The following is a 20,593-nucleotide window of genomic DNA, read 5'->3' on the forward strand; positions in this document are numbered from 1 at the left end:
AGCCCTCCTAATCCATAACTGCTCTTAGATGCTGGATGTAAAGGTCTTGAATAGCTGGATACTCTCCTAGACCGACCAAGTGGCTTTTAACTTGATAACCTTCTTGGCTAAAATACGTTTTCCAAGAACCTTCTTCATCAGATACCATATCATTGGTCGCATGATCACCAGCTACTAACATAAAGGGCGCGAGATGAACCGTCCTAACTGCCTTTTTATCCAAACGAGCAGCAATCAACTCAACAGATGGGTAACTCTCCACACAACCCACAAAAACAGGCGTTCCCTCTAACATGTGGTCCATGGTGGCATAGGCACTAAAAGCATAGTGCTGACTACCGTGTCCCATCAGCACACAGACGTCCCCCTCACCAAAGTGCCCATAGCTTTTCAGCAAAATTTCCTTGACGTCTTGATAGTCCTGTTCTGAACTCAGCAAAGGTTTTGCGATCACCAAGCGCTCAAACTGATTCTTAAAGCTAGCGGCTTGCGTGAGCACTTTTTCATACTCATCCCCCAAAATGATATGAAGCGGTTGGATATAAACCTTGTTAAAGCCGTCTGCCTTGATGTGCTCCAGCGCTTCGCTCACGCTAGGGATCTTGATACCTTCTTGTTGTGCGATCCGCTTTCTGACAATGGTTGAGGTAAAGGCACGATAGATTTTAGCCTTTGGAAAGGCTTTAGAAATAGCTTTCTCACAAGCACCAATGGTCTTTTCTCTGGTTTCTTTATAGGTCGTTCCAAAACTCACGACCAAAATCGCCTCTTGCATCAACTCTCCTTTCTAAGCACTTGCTTGAGCTTGTCAACGATGGAGACAATGGTTGCTTGATTCGTTTCGATGATTTGCCCAAAGCCTGCCTTTTCTAAGACCAGACGTGTCGCCTCTCCCATAACGATAATGGGGATGTTGCTCCAATCAAAAGTAACCATCTCTGTCATGGCGACAAAGTTCATCGCAGCCAAGGAATTTGGCAAGGCAACCGCATCTAGATTCTCCCAATTCTTTGAATCGACTTCTTCCTCAAAAGCCACCTTGTGGGTCTCAAGGACAGGAAAGGCATCCGTTTCTTTCAAGTCCTTCACCTTGTAATCAGGAGCAAGAATGAGCCAGTTTCCTGCTTTTTGGAGCTGGTCCATAAAGGCTACATCACCTGAGCGTGCTGCCTTGGCATAAAGCAACACTCCTGAATTTTCCACCTTCTTAGCCGTGTGTTGTCCTATGGCAGCTATTTTCAAATCCGGTAAAGAACGCAAGTCCAACTCTGCTGACCTTAGAGCTTCTAAAAAGAAAGTCCAGCTTTTTTCATCCGTGACCACAAGACCGTCAAAACGAGAAAAGTCAGGAAGATCGAAAGCTCTTTTTTCCACTTTCGTTCTAGCAGGAAAGGTCACTAGATTTGCCCCAGCATCTTTTAAAAGATAAGGCAGGCGCCCTGTTTTTGAATCTTGGATGAGAATGGTTTTACCAAACAAGGGAAGCTGCTCATAAAAATCAAGTTCCTTACGAAAGCCCACCACATCTCCGATTGCAATCACACTTGGTGCTCCAAAATCTTGCGCTTTAGCCAAGTCAAAAATAGTCCCCAAATCTCCGTCAATCGAGCGTTGCTCTGGATGCGTCCCCCACTCGACAATGGCTGCGGGGGTGTCTGTTGGATAGCCACGCGCTATCAACTCGCGTGTTATCGTCTCTAACTGCTTCATCCCCATGAGGAAGATCAAGGTGCCCTTTAACTGGGCGATCGCATCCCAGTTGAGGCTCTCCGTTTCATCCTTGAGATGTCCAGTAAAGACATGAAAACTGGTCGCTATATCACGATAAGTGGTCGGAATACCAGCATAAGTCAAGGCAGAAATAGCAGAGGTCACTCCCGGAATCACTTCAAAAGGAATACCCGCAGCACAGAGCGTCATTGCCTCCTCACCGCCACGACCAAAAACATAAGGATCGCCACTTTTTAGCCTAACGACACGCTTGCCTTGACGCGCTTTTTCAATTAAAATGCGCTCAATATCAGCCTGCTTGATGCAAGGCATACCAGGCTTTTTGCCGACATCGATCCATTCACAATCTGGATGAGTGTCTTTGAGCAAATCACGATTGACCAAGCGATCATAGACCACCACATCTGCCTCCTTGAGGCGTCTTGCTCCTTTGAGAGTGAGCAACTCTTTATCTCCTGGACCTGCTCCCAATAGGGTCACAAAACCTGTCATATTGACTCCTTTCTCTTTTTCTCTATAAGATAATCTCTTAGTTCTATCACACTAGAAACCATTTGCGGATAATCTACCTTTGGTCTTGCAATGATAATACAAGCAATCCCAAGCTCCAAACACCCATCAATCTTTTCTCGAATACCGCCGACCGTACCACTTTCTTTGGAAACAAAAACGTCCGCCTTGGTTCTTGCAATCAACTCTTTATTACATTCCTTGGAAAAAGGCGCTTTGATGGCATCAATCTGATCCGCCACAAGACCTAGCGCCTCACAGGCTGCCACCACTTCAGAAGTTGGCAAAACCCTTGCGATCAAGCGCTTTTTAGGCAGTCCTTCGACAAACAAAGGGAGGGTCTTACTACCTGTTCCTAGGTAAATAGTTTGGTAGCCTTCTTTTTGAATGAGGGCAATCGCTTCTTGGGTCGAATAGACCACCTGAGCTCCAGTTAAATCACTGGTGGCTTGACGTTCAAACCGCATATAAGGCACACCTGCCTCCTTGGCAGCTCGTATGGCTTCTTTAGAAACGATGTCTGCAAAAGGATGAGTGGCATCGATAATCTCATCCACTTGATTTTCCTTGATAAAGGCGACCATATCCTCTGCCGTCAAGCGACCTTGGATGACAGGCTGTTCAAATTTTGAAGCGAGGTGCCTGCCGTAATCCGTCACCACAGATGTGGTCACAGGAATCTCAAGCTCAGCCAAAAGCTCTAAAATCGCTGTGCTATCTGAAGTCCCACCTAGTAGTAACTTTCTCATAAGGTGTATCCTCTAGGGGTAATCATGCGACCATTCTTCACATAAGTTTCTTTGTTGCCAACAATGACAATGGTCGTCATATCCACCAAGTTTTCATCCAAATCTTTGATAGTGGTTAAGATAATGCTTTCTTTTTTACGGCCAATATCTTTTCCGATACCAACGATAGTTTCTGGCGACTTATACTGAGCCATGATGTCAAGCGCTTTTCTCAAATGATCGGGACGTCCCTTACTTCTTGGGTTATAAAGACAGATGACGAAATCGCCTTGAGAAGCAGCATAAAGACGCTTTTCAATCATTTCCCACGGCGTCATCAAATCACTTAAACTAATATGACAAAAATCATTCATCAAAGGCGCTCCCATGGCGGCGGCTGCCCCTAGACTAGCGGTAATGCCAGGAACCACCTTGACTTCTAGGTCCTTGCTATCACCAAGCAGCTCCAAGATTAAACCTGCCATCCCATATACACCCGCATCACCGCTTGATACCACACCAACATTTTTCCCTGTTTCTCTTGCCATATCAATAGCCTTTTGACAACGGTCAATCTCTTGGCGCATACCGGTTGCTACATGTTCCTTGTCCTTAACCAAATCACGAATCAAGCGCATATACGTCGCATACCCAACGATAATGTCACAATCCTCAATCGCTCTTAACGCCTCTTTTGACATCAATTCTTCCTTACCTGGTCCTAGACCGATGACATACAACATCTTCTTTCTCCTTTTTATCTTTTACTAACCACTGCCCGTGCGAGAGCATAGGTGCAACCTTGTCTGGCAAATCGCTGGCTTAATACTTGTCCGTGACTGGCTAAATCTGCACTAGCCAGTGCCACACTCCCCACACCGACCGTCTGCTTGACAAAGTTGGACTGGGGATACTTATCTGCTACTTTTTGCAGTTCATCCTTGGTAAAAGTGTCAAAGGGAACGCCCAATTCTTTCACCAAATTTAGAATGGCTGCTTCCTCTTTTTTCACATCAATGCTCACTATCTGTGCCACCTCAGCTGGATCGATTCCCTCTTGCTGGCAAAAGAGGAGAAAACCTGCCTTAAAGACTTCTACATCTACGCCCTTTCTTGCCCCCACTCCCAAGATATAAGGCTTGGGATAAATGATTGCTAACTGCTCTCGCACCAAGTCTTGTGGGGCTGTCGTTAACCAGATGAGAGGCGCTTTATCTTGTAAAATGCTTTCTAACTCCTTTTTTTTGATCACGGTCAGTCCTCTAGTATCCGTGACCCACTCTTTTTCCTGATAGAGATAGACCCTTTCATGGCGTGCCAAGTAACCATTAAAAGGTTTAACCAAGGGACGCAAGTCATCTCGCCAACCATGCACGCACTGAGCTAGACCATCCAGCGAGGTCACGCCCTGAACATCCGTAGCGGTCGTAATGACAGGACAACTCCCCAATAGGTCTGCGATGGTTAGCGTCAATTCGTTGGCACCGCCAAGATGCCCACTCAAGAGGCTAATGACATGCTTGCCTCTTTCATCCATGACGATAACAGCTGGATCTGCTGCCTTATCGGCAACCACTGGAGCGATGGCTCTCACCACAATACCCGTTGCCATGATACAAACCAAGACATCCACCTGTGTAAACAGGTGAGCAATCGCCTTAATCGGTGAACCTTCTAAAGGTTTTGCTGCCTCACTACTGAGCTTTGGCATGGTATAAATCAAAAGCTCTTCTTTTTGCCAACGTTTTTTCAAGGTTTTTGCCAAGTCCAATCCCGATGCCGTCAAGGCAACGATGGCATATGTGGTCTTGTGACTACTCATCTGCTTTTTCTATCCCTTCACGATATTCATGACTAAAATGAGAATGATAGAGTTTAGAATAATAAAACTCTTTCCCAAGAAAATCACCAACCAAAATAAGGGCTGTCTTTGTGATACCTGCTTCTTTGACCTTGTCAGCAATGGTTTCAAGCGTGCCAAAGACTTTCTTTTCTTCTGGCCAAGTCGCCTTATAAATGACCGCAGCTGGTGTCGTTTCAGGATAACCACCTGCGATAAGTTCGGCAACGACCTTATCTACCCCTTGAATCGACAAGAAAATCGCCATTGAGGTCCGATGTTGGGCATAGCTACGTAGCGACTCACGCTCTGGAACAGGGGTTCGTCCTGCCATACGAGTGATGATGACACTTTGAGACACCTCAGGCACCGTATATTCCGTTCCAATACTGGAGGCAGCTCCCAAAAAGGAACTCACACCGGGAGTGCAGTCAAAGTCGATGCCACGCTTTTTCATCTCCTCTGTTTGCTCACGAATGGAGCCGTAAATCGAGAAGTCTCCTGTCTGAAGACGCACCACGTCTTTTCCAGCCTTAACACTCTCTTCCATAACGTCCACGATTTCCATCAGATACATGCTGGCACTATCGTAGATTTCTGCTCCTTCCTTGCAATATTGGAGCAAATCCTTATTCACCAAAGACCCTGCGTAGATGACCACATCCGCTTGGGACAACTGCTTGTAGCCTTTTAGGGTGATAAGCTCGACATCCCCAGGTCCTGCACCGACAAAATGTACTTTTGACATCTTCATCTCCTTTTTATTCCTTCTTTTTTTGACACGACACGATAATGGTTGGATTTTGCGGCTTAAAATAGTGTCCCTTCCCCAGTGCTGTCCAGCGACTGGCTTGGATAGAGGTGATTTCAAGCTCTTCCCAACCCATCTCCTGTGCAAGCTGAGCCGCTTCAAGGGCATTTTCCAGTAAGATAAAATTCAAGACCAAGCGTCCTTCTGGAACTAACAAATCTTTGAGCCACTCAAAAATCTCCTGCATATTGCCGCCTGTCCCTCCGACAAACACCGCATCAAACTGCCCATCTAACGTTATCGGAGCAAGCCCTTCATGGAGGGTGACATTGTCGCACTGAAAGTGTTTGATATTTTGACGCGTCAGATCAATAGCATCTGGATTACGTTCAATCGCAACCACTTCTAATTTAGGATAAGTGCGTGCTGCTTGAATACTCACACTTCCTGTTCCAGATCCAACATCAAGCATGCGCTTAGCCTTGTGCAGTTGTAGCTTATCCAAGCTAATGGCTCTGATTTCTTCCTTGGTCATAGGGACCTTGGTTCTAATAAATTCCGAATCCTTCATCTAACACCACCACTACATTCATTTGATACATCTTATTTTCGACTTGTTCAGCCGGTAAGATAGTAATTGTTTCATCAGCGTAGCTCAAATTTTCACCGATAATAATAACCTTCTTAAGCCCACGCTTGACAGCTTCTTGCGCAATCTGATAGGGTCCAATCGCTTGATCGGTCACCATAAAGACCTTAGACAAGCTCATAATCAGATCAAAATTCGGGGTCTTAGCATGGCTACTGGTCAGATAAGCATCATTCATCGCAAGAGCCACCCGACTCGCCAGATACTGCATGGCACTAATCCCAGAGATGATCTCGACCTGTCCTTTAAAGGTTTCTGAGAGCCACTTGCCCAAGCCATAAATCAAAGGATCACCAGATGCTAAATACAAGACGGCTTTATCCTTATCATAAGAGGACAAAAGCTGGGATAAGTCTTTTAACTTTTTGGGCGCTACCACCCCTTTATGACGATAATCTTCGGGTAAAATCTCCAAGTGCCGCTCACTCCCTAAGATAATGTCTGCTTCTTGAAACCACTCGTCTTGTCCCACAAGACCATATTTAGGATCTCCAGGACCAATTCCAATCACACGAATCACTGCCATTCCTCCTTAATCACATCTAAAGGCTTGGTCGAAGCTAAATAGCCCGCTTCTGAGGCAAACAAAACCACATCAACGCTCACTTCTGGTTTTCGGTATTTGAGCAAACGCTCACTCCTTGCCTTAATCTTGTCAGCCAAGATTTGGTAAATCCCATCATAGCCATAAGCATGGATCAGCTCTCCTGCGGCTTCTGTGGTTAGGCACGCGTCCACCTGCTCAAGTAGTTCAAGTGGCGCTCCCATGAGGGCAAGATTTGCCACCAGTGTCTCCATACGTGCATCAGCATCCTTGCTGTGGGTGGAGAAGATTCCTGCTGCCACCTTGACCAATTTTCCCATGTGTCCCACCATGAGTACCCGTTCAAAACCGATGCGCTGCACCTCTTTTAAGACATGCCCAACAAAATTACTCATATTGACAATGCGACCAGCATCAATCCCTAGCACCTGAGTAGTGAAATCCTCCCCGTAATTGCCAGGGGCTAAGACCACCCAGCGATGCCCGGTTTCGTATAGCATGGTCAATTCAACTGTGATAGCTGCCTTCCAGCTCTCTTCTGACATAGGATTGACGATCCCAGTCGTCCCTAAGATGGAAATGCCACCTAAAATTCCCAGTCTAGAATTATAGGTCAAACGAGCGGTTTCTTCACCCTCTGGTACACTAATGATGACGCATGCGCCACAATCATCTCCGATCATCTGTCGGACATTTTCTTCAATCATCCGTCTCGGAGTAGGATTGATGGCTGCCATTCCCACTGGAATCGCCAAACCTTTTTGTGTCACGCGCCCCACACCTTTTCCACCATCAATAGTAATAGCCGTTTGATCTGGCAAGAGCTTGACATTAGCGTAAATCAAAAGACCATGCGTGGCATCAGCGTCATCTCCCCCGTCCTTTCTCACCGCAGCACTGGCTTCTAACTCACTAAAGGTCGGATCTTCCACTTTCAAGGTCAATTCGACACCTGAAGCTGTTTTTACAGTGACCTTATCCTCTCGCTCTTGGTTTAAAATCATCGAAAGAGCCGCAACGGTCGCTGCTGTGGCACAGGTACCAGTCGTGTAGCCCTTTCTTAATTTTTTACCATTGACATAAGCATATTCTTCCATGTCTTACTCCTCTTGTGCTTGATGAGATTAGGAGCGCATGCTATACAAAATCGCATTCACAATCGCTGCTGCAATCGTGCTGCCACCTTTTCTGCCGAGAGCTGCGATGGAAGGGATTGTACTCTCATGAAGTTTTTGCTTAGACTCCGCTGCTCCGACAAACCCAACTGGCACACCAATGACAGCATCAGGAACCAAGGTCTTTTCTTCCACCATATCCAATACCTTAAAAATAGAGGTCGGAGCATTGCCAAAGACAAAGAGTTTTGGACCTTCCATTTTCGCGGCATATTCGACCGCTGCCATGGAACGCGTGATGCTTTTTTCTTTTGCTTCCTTAAAAACTGCTGGTTCATTGACCAAACAACGGTACTGAATCCCCATCTCATCCATCATTTGGGTATCAAAACCACCAATTACCATGGTGGTATCGGTAAAAATCGTACCCCTGTTTTTTAAAACCGCTGTTATTTTTTCAATCGCATCATCTGAAAACTGGATGTTCTCGAGATAGTCCAAATCCGCACTGACCAGCACCGCTCGTTTTAAGACCGCTTCTTGAATAGGATGGGAAAAAACAAGGTCTGGGTATTGGGTTTCAATCAATGCTTCAATCTTTGCCATGTTTTCGGTTTCTATTTGCCTAGGATCTTTTACCTTTACCATTTATGCTTCTCCTTTTTTCATAGGGGTTGAGTAGCGCACATAATCTTGTGTCAAGACATCTTTCATCTGATACAAAATCGCATTGATCATGGAAACAGCAATGGTGGTTCCGCCCTTTGGACCGATGACGAGAATAGCTGGCACATCAGATGCGAGCAAGGCTTCTTTGGCGACAATCGCATCAACAAAGCCAACCGGAACACCAATGATGCCCTCAACACCCCTTATTTCTCCTTTGTCCACCAATTCTAAGAGATACAAAAGCGCAAAAGGAGACTCACCAAAGGAAAAGAGTTTAGGTCCAGAGATGGTTTTAGCATACTCTATCATGGCAATTTCCTTATCCATCCCCCTTTCTTGAGCCAAACGGTCAACCTCTGCTTGGTCAGAAAGACACAGATAAGAAACCCCCATTTGATCTAAAACACGCTTATTGATCCCATTTAAGGAAACAACCGAATCTAGTAAAATCGTCCCTTTTTTCCGAAATAAATCTTCAATTCGCTCATTAATGCCGTGGGTAAAGACCACCGTCTCAAGATAATCAAAGTCGCCAGACGTGTGAATTGCCCGTTTGATAATGGACTCCTCCATCTCTGAGTTAAAATGGTAATCAGGATAGTCCTGATCGATAACGGATTGGATGATCTGAAAGCTATTTGCCTCAATAGATGAGGGATTTTTGATATATGACATCTAAAACACTCCTAAACTCAAATAAATCACAGCAGCAACCAAGAGACAGATGGTCGTTGCCATATACATGAGAGATACCGTTTTTTCAATATCCTCTGCTACCGTCTCTCTCTTTTGTTCTCCGATGGTTGGTTTTTCCACCCACTCTCCGTGATAGACATGCCCACCACCAAGTTGGATACCTAAAGCACCTGCCACCACCGCTTCTGAAAAAGCACTATTAGGACTCGCATGCTGATAGCGATCTCTAAAGCCTATCTGAAGGGCTGATTTTGCATCCAACTGTAAGATATGACTAGCGACCATCAAAGACAGCCACGTCACTCTGGCTGGAATGAGGTTGACCAAATCATCTAACTTAGCAGATACAAACCCAATTTGATGGTATTTTTTAGTTTTGTAACCCACCATGGAGTCCAAAGTATTGATGGCTTTGTAGCCAATAGCAAGCACTGGACCACCGATAAAAAGACAAAGCAAGGGACCAACAACCCCATCGCTGGTATTTTCAGCAACAGTTTCAACCGTTGCCTTGCTGATTTCTTCAAACGACAAGTCTTTCGTTTCTCGCCCGACAATCATTCCCACTTGACTTCTTGCTTCTTCTAAACTGCCATGCACCAAACTCTGATAGACCTTTTTGGCCTCAAAAGCTAAACTGCGTGTCGCTAGACAAGCATAAGCCACATAGAGCCAGACCAACCAATAAAGGATAGGAGAAATAAGTCCAGCTCCCCATAATGCTAAAGACACCGTAGCAACAGACAAACCCACCGTTGAAACAGCCAACAAAGTCCCAAAAATATAAGCAGGTATGGGCCATTTTTCTTGAATTTTCAAACACAGCATGATATAGTTACCCATCCATTTGATCGGATGGGGCCAGCTGTAAGGGTCACCCAAAAGCCAATCCAAGAGCACCGCTAAGAAAATAATCATGAGTTTCATTTGCTCTTAGCTCCTTTAATAGTCGCTATCCAGTTCTTGAGAAGCTCTTCATTTTGGTAAAAATGAACGTGCAAATAACTGGCAAAAGTTCGTCCTTTTTGATAGCCACCACTCCATTTGGCAACAACCTCACCATCTCTTGTCTTTTCCAAATCTAAAGCAGTCGTTTCCTTAGTTTCAAAGGTGGAGTGATGAAATTCATGCCCTCGCACCTTGGTGCCTTTAGGGCCAAATAAGGTCGTCACTTTTGTGGTCGCTTCACAGTAGCCAAAGCGTTTCAAGCGTGGGGTCATGACACTTTCTCCCTTAAAAATGCCAACCATCTCATAGGATTTTCCATCGATTTTCAAGGATTCTCCCAGATACATCAAGCCTCCGCACTCCGCATAGATTGGTTTTCCCTTTTCATGAGCAAGAAGGACAGACTGACGCAAAGCCTCGTTTTCCATGAGTTCTTTGGCATACATTTCTGGAAAACCACCACCAAAGTAATAAGCATCTGCTTCTGGCAAAGTCTCATCCGTCAAAGGGCTAAAAGGAATCAGCTGAACCCCCATGTCCCTTAACAAATCCAGATTATCTTCGTAGTAAAAATGAAAGGCCTCATCTATAGCATAAGCAAGGGTCACATCCTCGTCAGTCGGCAAATTAAAAGGATTTTTTGCCTCTTTATCTTCTCTTTCCATCACTTCTAAGAGGCGCTCAAGATTAATGTGCTCTTCGACCAAATTCCCAAGCAAGGCAAAGGTCTGCTCCACGTCATCCATCTCCACATCAGGAATCAAGCCCAGATGACGAGAAGGCAACGCCACTTCAGCATTTTTAGGCAGATAGCCCAAGACCTCAACATCTGTATAACGCTCAATCGCTCCTTTGATCAACTCATAATGGTTCTTAGAAGCCACGCGATTGATGATGACACCTATAATATTAACCTCTGGATCAAAGGTTTTAAAGCCATGCACCATAGCAGCCGCTGAGGTAGAAGTTGCCTTTCCATCAATCACCAAAACCACAGGCAAATCCAGACGCTTTGCCATCTCAGCAGACGAAGCACAATCCTTATCCGTTCCAAGACCATCAAAGAGCCCCATCACTCCCTCAACAAGCGCAATATCACTTTTCTGATGCCACTTATGATAAGACCAAGACAAGCGCTTATTTTCTGGAATCATAAAACTATCCAAATTTCTAGAAGCTCGTCCAGTGATTCTGCTATGGTAAGCGGTGTCAATATAGTCTGGCCCTACTTTATAGGCTTGAACAACATAGCCCCTATTCGTTAAGGCTTTTAAAATCCCCAAGGTCACAGTGGTCTTTCCAACTCCACTTGATACACCGGCTAATAGTAATTCTTTCATACTTGTCTCCTCGTGGCGTTTGTGATTCAAACAAAAAGAGGCTACACGCATAGATTTTTGTCTATAAGTGTAGCCTCGTTGCTCTCCATTTGAATAAACACCTCGTTGTGTTAAATCTATTCTACTAAAAATTCCACAGGCTGTCAATTATTTTTTGAAAGCGGTTTTTACATTTCTTTGATACCTCAAATCATTTTTCAATAACCAGTCATGAACACTTTGACTGGGATACAACATAACGACAAAAACATTAAAGATTATGCCCTCCTCAGAAAGTCGAAACACAAATAAAACCAGAGCCTCTTCTTAAAAGAGACTCTGGTTTTTTATGTCTATTCTCTCTAGTCTAAAGCCTGCGCTGCGGTGATGATACCAAGTTTATAGATGTCTTCGGCATTTGAACCACGAGAAAGGTCATTGACCGGTTTGTTAAGTCCTTGAAGGATTGGTCCGATCGCTTCAAAACCACCAAGACGCTCTGCGATCTTGTAACCGATATTTCCCGCTTGAAGGTCTGGGAAGATGAAGGTATTAGCATGACCAGCTACTGGGCTATCTGGCGCTTTGAGGCTGGCAACAGCTGCCACATAAGCTGCATCAAACTGCAGCTCACCATCAAGAGCAAGTTCTGGTGCCATTTCTTTAGCAAGACGCGTCGCTTCTGCTACCTTGTCCACATCAGGTGACTTGCCACTTCCCTTGGTTGAAAAGCTCAACATGGCAATTTTAGGATCAATGTCAAAGATTTTAGCTGTTTCAGCTGTATTCACCGCAATTTCAGCCAACTCTTGCGCATTTGGATCGATGTTAATGGCACAATCCCCAAAGACCAAGCGTTCATTGCTGCTATCACGGTTCATGATGAAGACGCCAGATGTTCTTGAAACACCAGGTTTGGTCTTGATGATTTGAAGAGCAGGACGTACTGTATCTGCTGTTGAGTGAGCAGCGCCACTGACCATTCCAGCTGCAAGCCCCATCTGCACTAACATGACACCAAAATAGTTCACATCTTTTAACAGCTGATCCGCTTGTTCTGGCGTTGCCTTTCCCTTTCTCAAGTCAAGGAAAAGTGCCTTCATTTCAGAAAGATTGCCGTAGGTTTCTGGATTGATGACTGTTAGGTCAACATCACCAAAGCCTGCTTCTTCTTTAAGACTTGTCACAAGCGCTTCGTCTCCTAGGACAACTGGCTCTAACAAGGCTTCTTTTTTCAAACGTGCCGCCGCAGTCACCACGCGTAAATCATCTCCTTCTGGGAAAACGATTTTGATGTCTTTTCCTGCAATCTTTTCTTTCAATGTGTCAAATAAGGATGTCATGATGAACCTCTATTCTAAATTTTGTTTCCTACTAATGATAACGTTTTCCATGTCTTTTGTCAACTGACTGATATAGGTCTCTTGTTTTTGGCGAAAAGGGTCAAAAAAAGAAAGACGATAACAATGAAGCGCCTGACGCTCTATCCCTAGATCCATGCGCCCACCGTACAAGTCATCCCCTAAAAGCGGAAAACCGATATGAGAAAAATGCACCCGAATCTGATGGGTCCTGCCTGTATGCAGACGAATAGACACCAGCTTCACGTCCCCATAGTCCTCCACCACCTCATAACTGGTATGGGCATACTTGCCATCTGGATCCACACAGCGGGTAATGATGCTATCTTTGGGTCTGCCGATAGGCACCTTTATCTCCCCCTTTGCTGGCAAATCTCCTTTTCCTGAAACCAGAGCATAGTAATGCTTTTGAATCGCCTTTTGTTGCAGCTGCTTATCTAGCCTCGCATGCGCATAACCGTGCTTGGCAAAGAGCATGAGACCCGTGGTGTCGCGGTCTAGCCTAGTCACGATATGCACCTGCTGATTGGGATAGCCCTCATCCAGATAATATCCCTTGACAAAATTAGCCATCGTATTGGAGTGAATACTACTTGGAATACTAGCCACCCCGCTTGGCTTGTCTAGGACCAGAAAATGGTCGTCTTCCGAAATAATCGAAAGCGGTTTTGAAATGGGTTTTAGTCTGCCGTCCTCGTCCTTTTCATCTGGAATGATGATAGTGACCCGATCTCCAACCGCAAGAGGCCTTGTGGCAAAAGCAGGCTCACCATTAACCCAAATCTCGCCCCCACGAAACTTAATCTTAGCCAGTAAGCTTCTAGAAACATCGTGCTCTTTAAGAAGTGATTTGACCAAACAAGGTCTTGTGGCCTGATAGTCAAATCTCATTCTTCCGACTCCCCGATAAAGGCATCTCGCACCCGTTCCCAAAAACCAGTGTGATTGGCTGAGTTGATAAACTGGATTTTCTTGCGGTCAATATCAAACTCAATCTTTGCAATATCTTTATGGCGATAGGTTTTATTATCCACTGTCACCAAGTATTGTCCCAACCGTTTGGGCACAACTTCTATCTTTTCTCCCCTAGGAACAATGATAGGACTACCCAAGGTTCTAAATACCCGATTATTAAGACTTGCGATTTCCGTCATCTGCATGGCCTGAATGGTAGGGTGAAGAATGGCACCTCCCAAGGATTTATTATAAGCCGTACTACCTGTCGGGGTCGCCACAGACAAACCATCTCCTCTAAAACGCTCAAACAAGCCACCATTCACCTTAATATCTGCCACCATGGTTTTTTCAATGCGTTTAATCGTCGCCTCATTCAGAGCACGCGCCTTAACCTTTCGTCCATCCGAAAGCGTCATGGTCACTCGTAAAATTGGATAAGAAATCGTTTCGCCCTTGTCCTCTCTGAGATCAGCGATGAGCTTGTCCACCTCGCTATCGAGGTAGTCCGTATAAAAACCCAGATGCCCAGTATGGATCCCAACAAAACGCACCGTCTCTAGCTCTTTTTCATACATGTGAAAGGCAGACAGCAACATCCCATCACCACCAATAGAGATAACCACATCTGGATGGTGCTTGGTCAAATAAAACTTGTCCTCATCACGAAGTGCCTGAAAGAGCTTGTGCCAAACCCGCTTACTCTGATATTTGCCATTAGCAACCAAGGCAACTCTGAGTGTTTTTTTTGATTTATCTGTAAAATTCATCTGTGTCATCACTATTTCCCACACCGTCACTCACACGCTTGTGCTCTGGATCAAAGAGCAGCTGGGCTTCCTTGATTTCATCTCGGATTTGCCGCATTTCTTGGTCCAACTCTAGCGCAATCTCAGCCGTGCGTTTTAGTCTCCTTTTTAAATCATCAGGGAAAGCCCCTCGGTATTTATAATTGAGCGAATGCTCAATCGTCGCCCAAAAGTTCATCGCCAAGGTTCTGATTTGAATCTCAGCGAGGATAGTCTTAGGCCCATCAATGGTATCAACTGGATACTCCACAATCACATGATAAGAACGATAACCACTCTCCTTTTGATTGGTGATATAGTCACGCTCTAAGACCACAGTCATATCTTGACGATTTTTGATGAGTTCTAAAACCTCATAAATGTCATCCACAAACTGCACCATAACCCTAAGACCTGCAATATCCTCTAGCTGGTCATGTTGCTGGTTTCTTCTTACCATCTTCTCTTGAATACTGTCTATGGATTTGACACGTCCTGTCACAAACTCAATCGGAGAATGACGTCCCTGCTTACGAAACTGTTTGCGGATGCCACGCAGCTTAATCTTGAGTTCGCCTACCGCCTGAATATAAGGGTCTAGAAATACTTCCCAATCCATGCCATCACACTCCTTCTTGTCAAATAATAGACTTTTTTATACAATTAACCTTAGTATATCATAAAATCGAGCAAAGGAAAAACAATGACACATCTTGAAATCGAATACAAAACCTTACTCACCAAAGATGAGTTCAACCGACTCTTAAAACAATTTAACCAAGTCCCCGCCATCACCCAGACCAACTATTATTTTGACACTAAGGATTTCGCCCTAAAAAAACACCGGCTCTCCCTTAGAATTAGAACCCTCAATAAAACGGCTGAATTGACCCTAAAAATCCCACAAAAAGTGGGCAATATCGAATACAATCTCCCGCTTGAGCTGGATTTAGCCAAAAGCATCATCAAAGACGGACAGCTCCCGCAAAATAGCGTAACCAAACACCTGATGGAACGCGGCATTGATCTTTTTGCTATTCGAGTCTTTGGTCAGCTGACCACCACTCGGCGTGAAAAAGAAACCCCTATCGGGCTAATGGCACTGGATTACAATCAATACGCCGACATCATTGACTACGAACTTGAGCTTGAAGTCCTTGATGCAACTAAGGGAAAAGCGGATTTTGAGGCATTTCTCAACCAGCAAGCCATCGCCTATAAGTATGCCAAAAGTAAGGTCGCTCGCTTTAGTCAGACCCTTCCTAAATAAAAAATCCTTACTTTATTGGTTAGAAATCTGATTTTTTTCGTCTTTTTTGATACAATAAACGTGACTTATAAAAATAAAAAGGAGTTCTTATTGCCATGTTGCTCATCGAAAAACCTACTCGTCCACTCAAACTCTTCTCTCTTTCATCCAACAAAGAGATTGCAGAAAAAATTGCCCAAGCTGCTGGACTTCCTCTTGGTAAGGTTTCTTCTCGCCAGTTTTCAGATGGTGAGATCATGATTAACATTGAAGAAAGTGTTCGGGGAGCTGATATTTTTATCATCCAGTCCACTAATTTTCCCGTCAATGACCATCTCTGGGAGTTGCTCATCATGGTCGATGCCTGCAAACGTGCTAGCGCTCATACCGTGAATGTCGTTATCCCTTATTTTGGCTACGCTAGACAAGACCGTATCGCGGCTTCAAGAGAGCCAATTACAGCCAAGTTAGTGGCCAATATGCTGGTCAAAGCTGGGGTGGATCGTGTGGTGACACTAGACCTTCACACCGTGCAGGTGCAAGGATTTTTCGATATTCCAGTGGATAACCTCTTTACGATTCCACTTTTTGCCAAACGCTATGTGGAAGCAGGGCTTGTTGGTAGCGACGTGGTCGTCGTTAGTCCTAAAAATTCTGGTATCAAGCGCGCAAGAAGTCTTGCAGAATACTTGGATGCACCGATTGCCATCATCGACTATTCTCAAGACGATGCCCAACGTGAGGAAGGCTACATCATCGGAGATGTCGCAGGTAAAAAGGCGATTTTGATTGATGACATTTTAAATACGGGTAAAACCTTTGCAGAAGCAGCTAAGATTGTCGAGCGTGAAGGCGCAACAGAAATCTATGCCGTCGCCAGCCACGGTCATCTCACCAAAGGCACGGCAGAAATCCTTAATGCTGCTCCAATCAAAGAGATCATCGTGACAGACTCCGTTAAAACAGACCAAGCCCTTCCAGAAAAGCTCAAATACATTTCAGCTAGTGACTTGATTGGAGAAGCTATTGTGCGTATTCATAACCGTGAAGCGCTCAGCCCACTCTTTTCTTATCAACCAGATGAAAACAAGGACGACGCATGATTTACCTCGATAATGCTGCAACAACCCCCCTCTCTCCTCTCGCCTTATCTAAGATGACAGAGGTCCTAAGCGACGTTTACGGCAACCCATCTAGTACCCACGCTTTGGGGCGAAAAGCCAGCCACTACCTCAGACAAGCCAGAATCGACATCGCTAAAGCTTTGGACGTGAACGCATCTCACATTTTCTTTACCTCTGGCGGGACAGAAAGCATCAACACCGCTATCAAGGGCTATGCAATCGCTCACCAAGATCAAGGTAAGCACCTAATCACAACTGCTCTTGAGCACCACGCTGTCCTTCACACCATGGCTTATTTGGAGAAACGCTTTGGTTTTGAGGTCACTTATCTCAAACCCATTGATGGAAAAATCACCCTCGATCAGCTAAAAGAAGCGATCCGAGAGGATACGATTTTAGTCAGCCTCATGTACGCCAATAACGAAACAGGCGACCTTTATCCTGTTGCTGAGTTTGGTGAGTATCTAAAAAATCACCCTGCTGCCTTTCATGTGGATGCGGTTCAAGCGATTGGGAAAATTCCGGTTCACCCTAGAAGCCTTCACATTGACTTTTTGTCCGCTTCTGCCCACAAATTTCATGGACCTAAGGGTGTTGGTTTTCTCTATGCCAAGGATTTTCATTTTGACCAACTCCTTCACGGAGGAGACCAAGAAAGCAAACACCGTGCTAGCACTGAAAATCTAGCAGGTATTGTCGCAATGGCTGCTGCTCTCACAGAAAGCCTAGAACAAGCTGAAACAACCTATCAACGTCTAGAAACACTCAAGGAAAACTTTCTAAAAGACCTCAAAGAAAAGGGCATCCCCTACTACCTCAATCAAGGAAAAAACGCCCTACCTTATGTGATTAATATTGGTTTTGAAGGAGAAAACAACCAAACCTTGCTGACCCAGCTGGACCTCTCTGGTATCGCTGCTTCTGCTGGTTCTGCCTGCACAGCTGGAAATATCGAACCTAGTCACGTGTTGACCGCTTACTATGGTAGCCAGTCTCCTCGACTAAAAGAGTCCATCCGCATTAGTTTAAGCGATAGAACCAAGAGCGACGATTTGAAAACCCTTGCTACAACCCTCTCTCACTACATTAGAAAGAAGTAATTTATGGCTTTTAAAACAAGCATCACCCTAAAAGACTGTCCTTACGTCTATGAGCTGACCGATCAGGTCAAACCCTATACCCTAAGAGATACAACCTTTTTACAGACCAAAGTTGGTAACTACGAGCTAGTGCGATTGCTAGAGGAAATCCCAAATTCCAATCAAGGTTTTCTCCTCAAAATCATCATCAATAAAGATTTGAATGGTTTTAAGATGAGCATCACAGATAAATCTGGACTTCATCTAGTCAATATCTTTCAATCAGACGCGCACCGCATTTATCAAGATAAATTCTACTTTTTGATGGATAGCTTGGTGGAACGTCACATTTTTACCAAAACACCCGTCTAAGATAAAAGGAAAAGGGCTATTTTCATAAGCTAGCCCTTTTCTTTATTCTGAAATCTATGTTTCCATACGTAAAAAGCGCTCAAAACCTTGCCAAAATCCAATACTTTTTTTAAAATAGTATAGTAAGGATGAAAAGGAGAAGAAAATTGTGACAACGGAGAAATCTATTCCAAACGCGACAGCAAAACGGCTATCGCTCTACTACCGTATCTTTAAGCGGTTCTATTCTGAAAACATTGAAAAAGCGAGTTCCAAACAAATCGCAGAAGCCATCGGCATCGACTCTGCTACCGTCAGGCGTGACTTTTCTTATTTTGGAGAACTAGGACGGCGTGGCTTTGGCTATGATGTCAAAAAGTTGATGAACTTTTTTGCGGACATTTTAAACGACCATTCCATCACAAATGTGGTCTTGGTCGGCGTGGGAAATCTGGGACGGGCTCTTTTGCACTACCGCTTTCATGATCGGAACAAGATGAAGATTGTCATGGCCTTTGATTTAAAAGACCACGATATGATGGACCAGACAACACCTGATGGGATCCCTGTTCACGACATCACCACTATCAAGGACTATCTCCCACAACTCGACAGCCATACGGCTATTTTAACCGTTCCAAGTAAAGAGGCTCAAAAAGTCGCCGATCTTTTAGTTGACGCAGGAATCAAAGGCATTTTGAGCTTTTCTCCTGTGCATCTATCTCTTCCAAAAGATGTGGTGGTGCAGTATGTGGATCTCACCAGTGAGCTTCAGACCCTACTTTACTTTATGAATCAAGAGAAAGAAGACTAATATTATGACAAAACCTGTTATTGGTATAGCGGGCAATCAGCGCGCCATTGAGGATTGGGCTGGTGTTACAGTTTCTTATGTAGCAACTGGCTTTTCCCAAGGTGTCAGCCGCGCTGGCGGCCTTCCATTTATTATTCCAATCGGAAAACCAGAAGAAGCAAGTGATTATATTGCACGCATTGACAAGCTCATCCTCACCGGCGGTCAAAATGTCTGCCCAGAGTATTACGGAGAAGCCGATGAAACCAACGGCGACGATTTTTTCCGTGAACGCGATGAATTTGAGCTAGCCTTGATTCAAGCAGCTATCGAGCAGAAAAAACCTATTTTTTCAGTCTGCCGTGGCACGCAGCTGCTTAATGTTGCTCTTGGTGGAAATCTCAATCAAGCCATCGAACACCATTGGCAAGATAATCCCGGCCAGTACACCTCTCAAGACATGGTGACCGAAAAAGATAGCGTTCTCTACTCTATCTATGGACCGACTTCTCGGATTAACTCTTTTCATCACCAAAGCATCAAAGACTTGGCGCCAGAATTGCGTGTTATCGCAACAGATCCCCACGATGGTACCATTGAGGCGGTTGCTTCTACCGAGCATTCCTTTTTAGGCGTTCAGTGGCACCCTGAGCTACTCCAAGGCAGTCGTCCTACCGACCAAGCCCTCTTTGACTATGTCGTCAACGAACTCTAAAGAATGAGATCTTCTTCTTTAAAACTATAATAATCCTTTTTCCCCACAATCAAGTGGTCTAAAAAGAGAATGCCTAGGTCCTCACAGGACCGTTTTAATTTTTGAGTAAAGGTCTTGTCATTATCGCTTGGAAATGGCACACCAGAAGGATGATTGTGCACAATGATGATAGAAGTCGCCATCACCTTACAGGCATAGTGCAAAATCTCACGCGGTTCTGCGATAGAGCGTCTGACACTACCGATAAAGATGATTTTTTGTTCAATCACACGATTCTGTGTATCCAAATAGAGCGCCACAAGGTGCTCTTGTTTTTTATGTCCGATTTCTAGCATCATTTTTTGAGCCACTCGCTGACTACTAAGCAGGCGCTCTTTTTTCAGATCGCTGGACTGTAAAATACGTTTAGCAAGCTCTAACATAGCCTTGATTTCAATAGCCTTGACCTTTCCGATACCGGTTAGCCCCTGTAATTCTTGTAGGCTCGCCTCCTCTAAATCTCCTAAATGAGAGAGTTGACCAAGAAGTTCTGTTGCAAGGGACAAGACGGGCTGTCCTTTGGTTCCTGTCCTTAACAAAATGGCTAATAATTCCTGATGGCTCAGATTTTCCGCCCCCACTTCGACCAGACGCTCCCTAGGACGCAGACTTTCCTTTGATAATTGAATCGTGTACATAT

The 20,593-nt window shown here is 44.7% G+C and carries 24 protein-coding genes; 6 read left to right on the forward strand and 18 right to left on the reverse strand.

Annotated elements, in window-relative coordinates:
* Positions 1–7: 7 nt before the first annotated feature.
* From ACZ49W_RS04570 to yjbM, 17 genes are all read right to left on the reverse strand, one after another.
* Positions 8–775 carry a sirohydrochlorin cobaltochelatase gene (locus tag ACZ49W_RS04570; protein WP_464814151.1) on the reverse strand — a complete coding sequence of 256 codons (768 nt, stop codon included), beginning with the start codon at positions 773–775 and terminating at the stop codon, positions 8–10.
* Positions 775–2,223 carry a uroporphyrinogen-III C-methyltransferase gene (gene cobA / locus ACZ49W_RS04575; RefSeq protein WP_464814152.1) on the reverse strand — a complete coding sequence of 483 codons (1,449 nt, stop codon included), beginning with the start codon at positions 2,221–2,223 and terminating at the stop codon, positions 775–777. The genes ACZ49W_RS04570 and cobA overlap by 1 nt, the downstream gene beginning before the upstream one ends.
* A complete protein-coding gene (gene cobK, locus ACZ49W_RS04580) occupies positions 2,220–2,990 on the reverse strand; it encodes a precorrin-6A reductase (RefSeq protein WP_464814153.1) in 771 nt (256 codons plus the stop codon). The genes cobA and cobK overlap by 4 nt, the downstream gene beginning before the upstream one ends.
* Positions 2,987–3,712: a precorrin-3B C(17)-methyltransferase gene (gene cobJ / locus ACZ49W_RS04585; protein WP_464814154.1), complete on the reverse strand. Its 726-nt coding sequence runs from the start codon at positions 3,710–3,712 to the stop codon at positions 2,987–2,989. The genes cobK and cobJ overlap by 4 nt, the downstream gene beginning before the upstream one ends.
* Before the next feature lie 14 nt (positions 3,713–3,726).
* Positions 3,727–4,791 carry a cobalt-precorrin 5A hydrolase gene (locus tag ACZ49W_RS04590; protein ID WP_464814155.1) on the reverse strand — a complete coding sequence of 355 codons (1,065 nt, stop codon included), beginning with the start codon at positions 4,789–4,791 and terminating at the stop codon, positions 3,727–3,729.
* Positions 4,784–5,557, reverse strand: a complete 774-nt coding sequence (locus ACZ49W_RS04595) for a cobalt-precorrin-4 methyltransferase (RefSeq protein ID WP_464814156.1) — start codon at positions 5,555–5,557, stop codon at positions 4,784–4,786. The genes ACZ49W_RS04590 and ACZ49W_RS04595 overlap by 8 nt, the downstream gene beginning before the upstream one ends.
* Positions 5,558–5,570: 13 nt before the next feature.
* Positions 5,571–6,131 (reverse strand): decarboxylating cobalt-precorrin-6B (C(15))-methyltransferase, encoded by a 561-nt coding sequence (locus tag ACZ49W_RS04600; RefSeq protein WP_464814157.1) that lies wholly within the window; start codon positions 6,129–6,131, stop codon positions 5,571–5,573.
* Positions 6,109–6,735 (reverse strand): cobalt-precorrin-7 (C(5))-methyltransferase, encoded by a 627-nt coding sequence (locus tag ACZ49W_RS04605; RefSeq protein WP_464814158.1) that lies wholly within the window; start codon positions 6,733–6,735, stop codon positions 6,109–6,111. The genes ACZ49W_RS04600 and ACZ49W_RS04605 overlap by 23 nt, the downstream gene beginning before the upstream one ends.
* Entirely contained in the window at positions 6,726–7,850 is a 1,125-nt protein-coding gene (cbiD, locus tag ACZ49W_RS04610; RefSeq protein WP_464814159.1) for a cobalt-precorrin-5B (C(1))-methyltransferase CbiD, read from the reverse strand. Before cbiD ends, ACZ49W_RS04605 begins: the two co-directional genes overlap by 10 nt.
* Before the next feature lie 27 nt (positions 7,851–7,877).
* On the reverse strand, positions 7,878–8,516 hold the full coding sequence (locus ACZ49W_RS04615; RefSeq protein WP_464814160.1) for a cobalt-precorrin-8 methylmutase: 639 nt from the start codon (positions 8,514–8,516) through the stop codon (positions 7,878–7,880).
* Positions 8,517–9,212 (reverse strand): precorrin-8X methylmutase, encoded by a 696-nt coding sequence (locus tag ACZ49W_RS04620; protein WP_464814161.1) that lies wholly within the window; start codon positions 9,210–9,212, stop codon positions 8,517–8,519.
* The gene (gene cbiB / locus ACZ49W_RS04625) at positions 9,213–10,160 is read right to left on the reverse strand and encodes an adenosylcobinamide-phosphate synthase CbiB (RefSeq protein ID WP_464814162.1); all 948 of its coding nucleotides are present in this window, start codon (positions 10,158–10,160) and stop codon (positions 9,213–9,215) included.
* Complete coding sequence (locus ACZ49W_RS04630) at positions 10,157–11,521, reverse strand: cobyrinic acid a,c-diamide synthase CobB (protein ID WP_464814163.1); 1,365 nt, start codon at positions 11,519–11,521, stop codon at positions 10,157–10,159. The genes cbiB and ACZ49W_RS04630 overlap by 4 nt, the downstream gene beginning before the upstream one ends.
* A 341-nt stretch (positions 11,522–11,862) precedes the next feature.
* Positions 11,863–12,843 carry a phosphate acetyltransferase gene (gene pta / locus ACZ49W_RS04635; RefSeq protein ID WP_464814164.1) on the reverse strand — a complete coding sequence of 327 codons (981 nt, stop codon included), beginning with the start codon at positions 12,841–12,843 and terminating at the stop codon, positions 11,863–11,865.
* A gap of 9 nt (positions 12,844–12,852) precedes the next feature.
* The gene (locus ACZ49W_RS04640) at positions 12,853–13,752 is read right to left on the reverse strand and encodes an RluA family pseudouridine synthase (RefSeq protein WP_464814165.1); all 900 of its coding nucleotides are present in this window, start codon (positions 13,750–13,752) and stop codon (positions 12,853–12,855) included.
* Complete coding sequence (locus tag ACZ49W_RS04645; protein WP_464814166.1) at positions 13,749–14,594, reverse strand: NAD kinase; 846 nt, start codon at positions 14,592–14,594, stop codon at positions 13,749–13,751. The genes ACZ49W_RS04640 and ACZ49W_RS04645 overlap by 4 nt, the downstream gene beginning before the upstream one ends.
* Positions 14,569–15,222, reverse strand: a complete 654-nt coding sequence (gene yjbM / locus ACZ49W_RS04650; RefSeq protein ID WP_464814167.1) for a GTP diphosphokinase — start codon at positions 15,220–15,222, stop codon at positions 14,569–14,571. Before yjbM ends, ACZ49W_RS04645 begins: the two co-directional genes overlap by 26 nt.
* An 84-nt stretch (positions 15,223–15,306) precedes the next feature.
* Here yjbM and ACZ49W_RS04655 point away from each other — a divergent pair, with 84 nt between their 5' ends.
* The 6 genes from ACZ49W_RS04655 (at position 15,307) to ACZ49W_RS04680 (ending at position 19,914) form a co-directional block, all read left to right on the forward strand.
* On the forward strand, positions 15,307–15,873 hold the full coding sequence (locus ACZ49W_RS04655; protein WP_464814168.1) for a CYTH domain-containing protein: 567 nt from the start codon (positions 15,307–15,309) through the stop codon (positions 15,871–15,873).
* A gap of 95 nt (positions 15,874–15,968) precedes the next feature.
* On the forward strand, positions 15,969–16,955 hold the full coding sequence (locus tag ACZ49W_RS04660; protein ID WP_464814169.1) for a ribose-phosphate diphosphokinase: 987 nt from the start codon (positions 15,969–15,971) through the stop codon (positions 16,953–16,955).
* Complete coding sequence (locus tag ACZ49W_RS04665; RefSeq protein ID WP_464814170.1) at positions 16,952–18,076, forward strand: cysteine desulfurase family protein; 1,125 nt, start codon at positions 16,952–16,954, stop codon at positions 18,074–18,076. Before ACZ49W_RS04660 ends, ACZ49W_RS04665 begins: the two co-directional genes overlap by 4 nt.
* A gap of 3 nt (positions 18,077–18,079) precedes the next feature.
* Entirely contained in the window at positions 18,080–18,427 is a 348-nt protein-coding gene (locus ACZ49W_RS04670) for a DUF1831 domain-containing protein (protein ID WP_464814171.1), read from the forward strand.
* Between the two features lie 148 nt (positions 18,428–18,575).
* The gene (locus ACZ49W_RS04675) at positions 18,576–19,220 is read left to right on the forward strand and encodes a redox-sensing transcriptional repressor Rex (protein ID WP_464814172.1); all 645 of its coding nucleotides are present in this window, start codon (positions 18,576–18,578) and stop codon (positions 19,218–19,220) included.
* Between the two features lie 4 nt (positions 19,221–19,224).
* Positions 19,225–19,914 (forward strand): gamma-glutamyl-gamma-aminobutyrate hydrolase family protein, encoded by a 690-nt coding sequence (locus ACZ49W_RS04680; RefSeq protein ID WP_464814173.1) that lies wholly within the window; start codon positions 19,225–19,227, stop codon positions 19,912–19,914.
* On the opposite strand, the gene radC is transcribed toward ACZ49W_RS04680, so the two are convergent.
* On the reverse strand, positions 19,911–20,591 hold the full coding sequence (radC, locus tag ACZ49W_RS04685; RefSeq protein WP_464814174.1) for a RadC family protein: 681 nt from the start codon (positions 20,589–20,591) through the stop codon (positions 19,911–19,913). The two genes, ACZ49W_RS04680 and radC, sit on opposite strands and share 4 nt — an antisense overlap.
* Positions 20,592–20,593: the final 2 nt, after the last annotated feature.

Source organism: Streptococcus sp. STR1/CE/0325, from assembly GCF_055386095.1.

Bases quoted from the DNA above. Each gene is read 5' to 3' on its own strand.
- ACZ49W_RS04570 (WP_464814151.1), bottom strand. From the start codon at position 775: ATGCAAGAGGCGATTTTGGTCGTGAGTTTTGGAACGACCTATAAAGAA.
- cobA (WP_464814152.1), bottom strand. From the start codon at position 2,223: ATGACAGGTTTTGTGACCCTATTGGGAGCAGGTCCAGGAGATAAAGAG.
- cobK (WP_464814153.1), bottom strand. From the start codon at position 2,990: ATGAGAAAGTTACTACTAGGTGGGACTTCAGATAGCACAGCGATTTTA.
- cobJ (WP_464814154.1), bottom strand. From the start codon at position 3,712: ATGTTGTATGTCATCGGTCTAGGACCAGGTAAGGAAGAATTGATGTCA.
- ACZ49W_RS04590 (WP_464814155.1), bottom strand. From the start codon at position 4,791: ATGAGTAGTCACAAGACCACATATGCCATCGTTGCCTTGACGGCATCG.
- ACZ49W_RS04595 (WP_464814156.1), bottom strand. From the start codon at position 5,557: ATGTCAAAAGTACATTTTGTCGGTGCAGGACCTGGGGATGTCGAGCTT.
- ACZ49W_RS04600 (WP_464814157.1), bottom strand. From the start codon at position 6,131: ATGAAGGATTCGGAATTTATTAGAACCAAGGTCCCTATGACCAAGGAA.
- ACZ49W_RS04605 (WP_464814158.1), bottom strand. From the start codon at position 6,735: ATGGCAGTGATTCGTGTGATTGGAATTGGTCCTGGAGATCCTAAATAT.
- cbiD (WP_464814159.1), bottom strand. From the start codon at position 7,850: ATGGAAGAATATGCTTATGTCAATGGTAAAAAATTAAGAAAGGGCTAC.
- ACZ49W_RS04615 (WP_464814160.1), bottom strand. From the start codon at position 8,516: ATGGTAAAGGTAAAAGATCCTAGGCAAATAGAAACCGAAAACATGGCA.
- ACZ49W_RS04620 (WP_464814161.1), bottom strand. From the start codon at position 9,212: ATGTCATATATCAAAAATCCCTCATCTATTGAGGCAAATAGCTTTCAG.
- cbiB (WP_464814162.1), bottom strand. From the start codon at position 10,160: ATGAAACTCATGATTATTTTCTTAGCGGTGCTCTTGGATTGGCTTTTG.
- ACZ49W_RS04630 (WP_464814163.1), bottom strand. From the start codon at position 11,521: ATGAAAGAATTACTATTAGCCGGTGTATCAAGTGGAGTTGGAAAGACC.
- pta (WP_464814164.1), bottom strand. From the start codon at position 12,843: ATGACATCCTTATTTGACACATTGAAAGAAAAGATTGCAGGAAAAGAC.
- ACZ49W_RS04640 (WP_464814165.1), bottom strand. From the start codon at position 13,752: ATGAGATTTGACTATCAGGCCACAAGACCTTGTTTGGTCAAATCACTT.
- ACZ49W_RS04645 (WP_464814166.1), bottom strand. From the start codon at position 14,594: ATGACACAGATGAATTTTACAGATAAATCAAAAAAAACACTCAGAGTT.
- yjbM (WP_464814167.1), bottom strand. From the start codon at position 15,222: ATGGATTGGGAAGTATTTCTAGACCCTTATATTCAGGCGGTAGGCGAA.
- ACZ49W_RS04655 (WP_464814168.1), top strand. From the start codon at position 15,307: ATGACACATCTTGAAATCGAATACAAAACCTTACTCACCAAAGATGAG.
- ACZ49W_RS04660 (WP_464814169.1), top strand. From the start codon at position 15,969: ATGTTGCTCATCGAAAAACCTACTCGTCCACTCAAACTCTTCTCTCTT.
- ACZ49W_RS04665 (WP_464814170.1), top strand. From the start codon at position 16,952: ATGATTTACCTCGATAATGCTGCAACAACCCCCCTCTCTCCTCTCGCC.
- ACZ49W_RS04670 (WP_464814171.1), top strand. From the start codon at position 18,080: ATGGCTTTTAAAACAAGCATCACCCTAAAAGACTGTCCTTACGTCTAT.
- ACZ49W_RS04680 (WP_464814173.1), top strand. From the start codon at position 19,225: ATGACAAAACCTGTTATTGGTATAGCGGGCAATCAGCGCGCCATTGAG.
- radC (WP_464814174.1), bottom strand. From the start codon at position 20,591: ATGTACACGATTCAATTATCAAAGGAAAGTCTGCGTCCTAGGGAGCGT.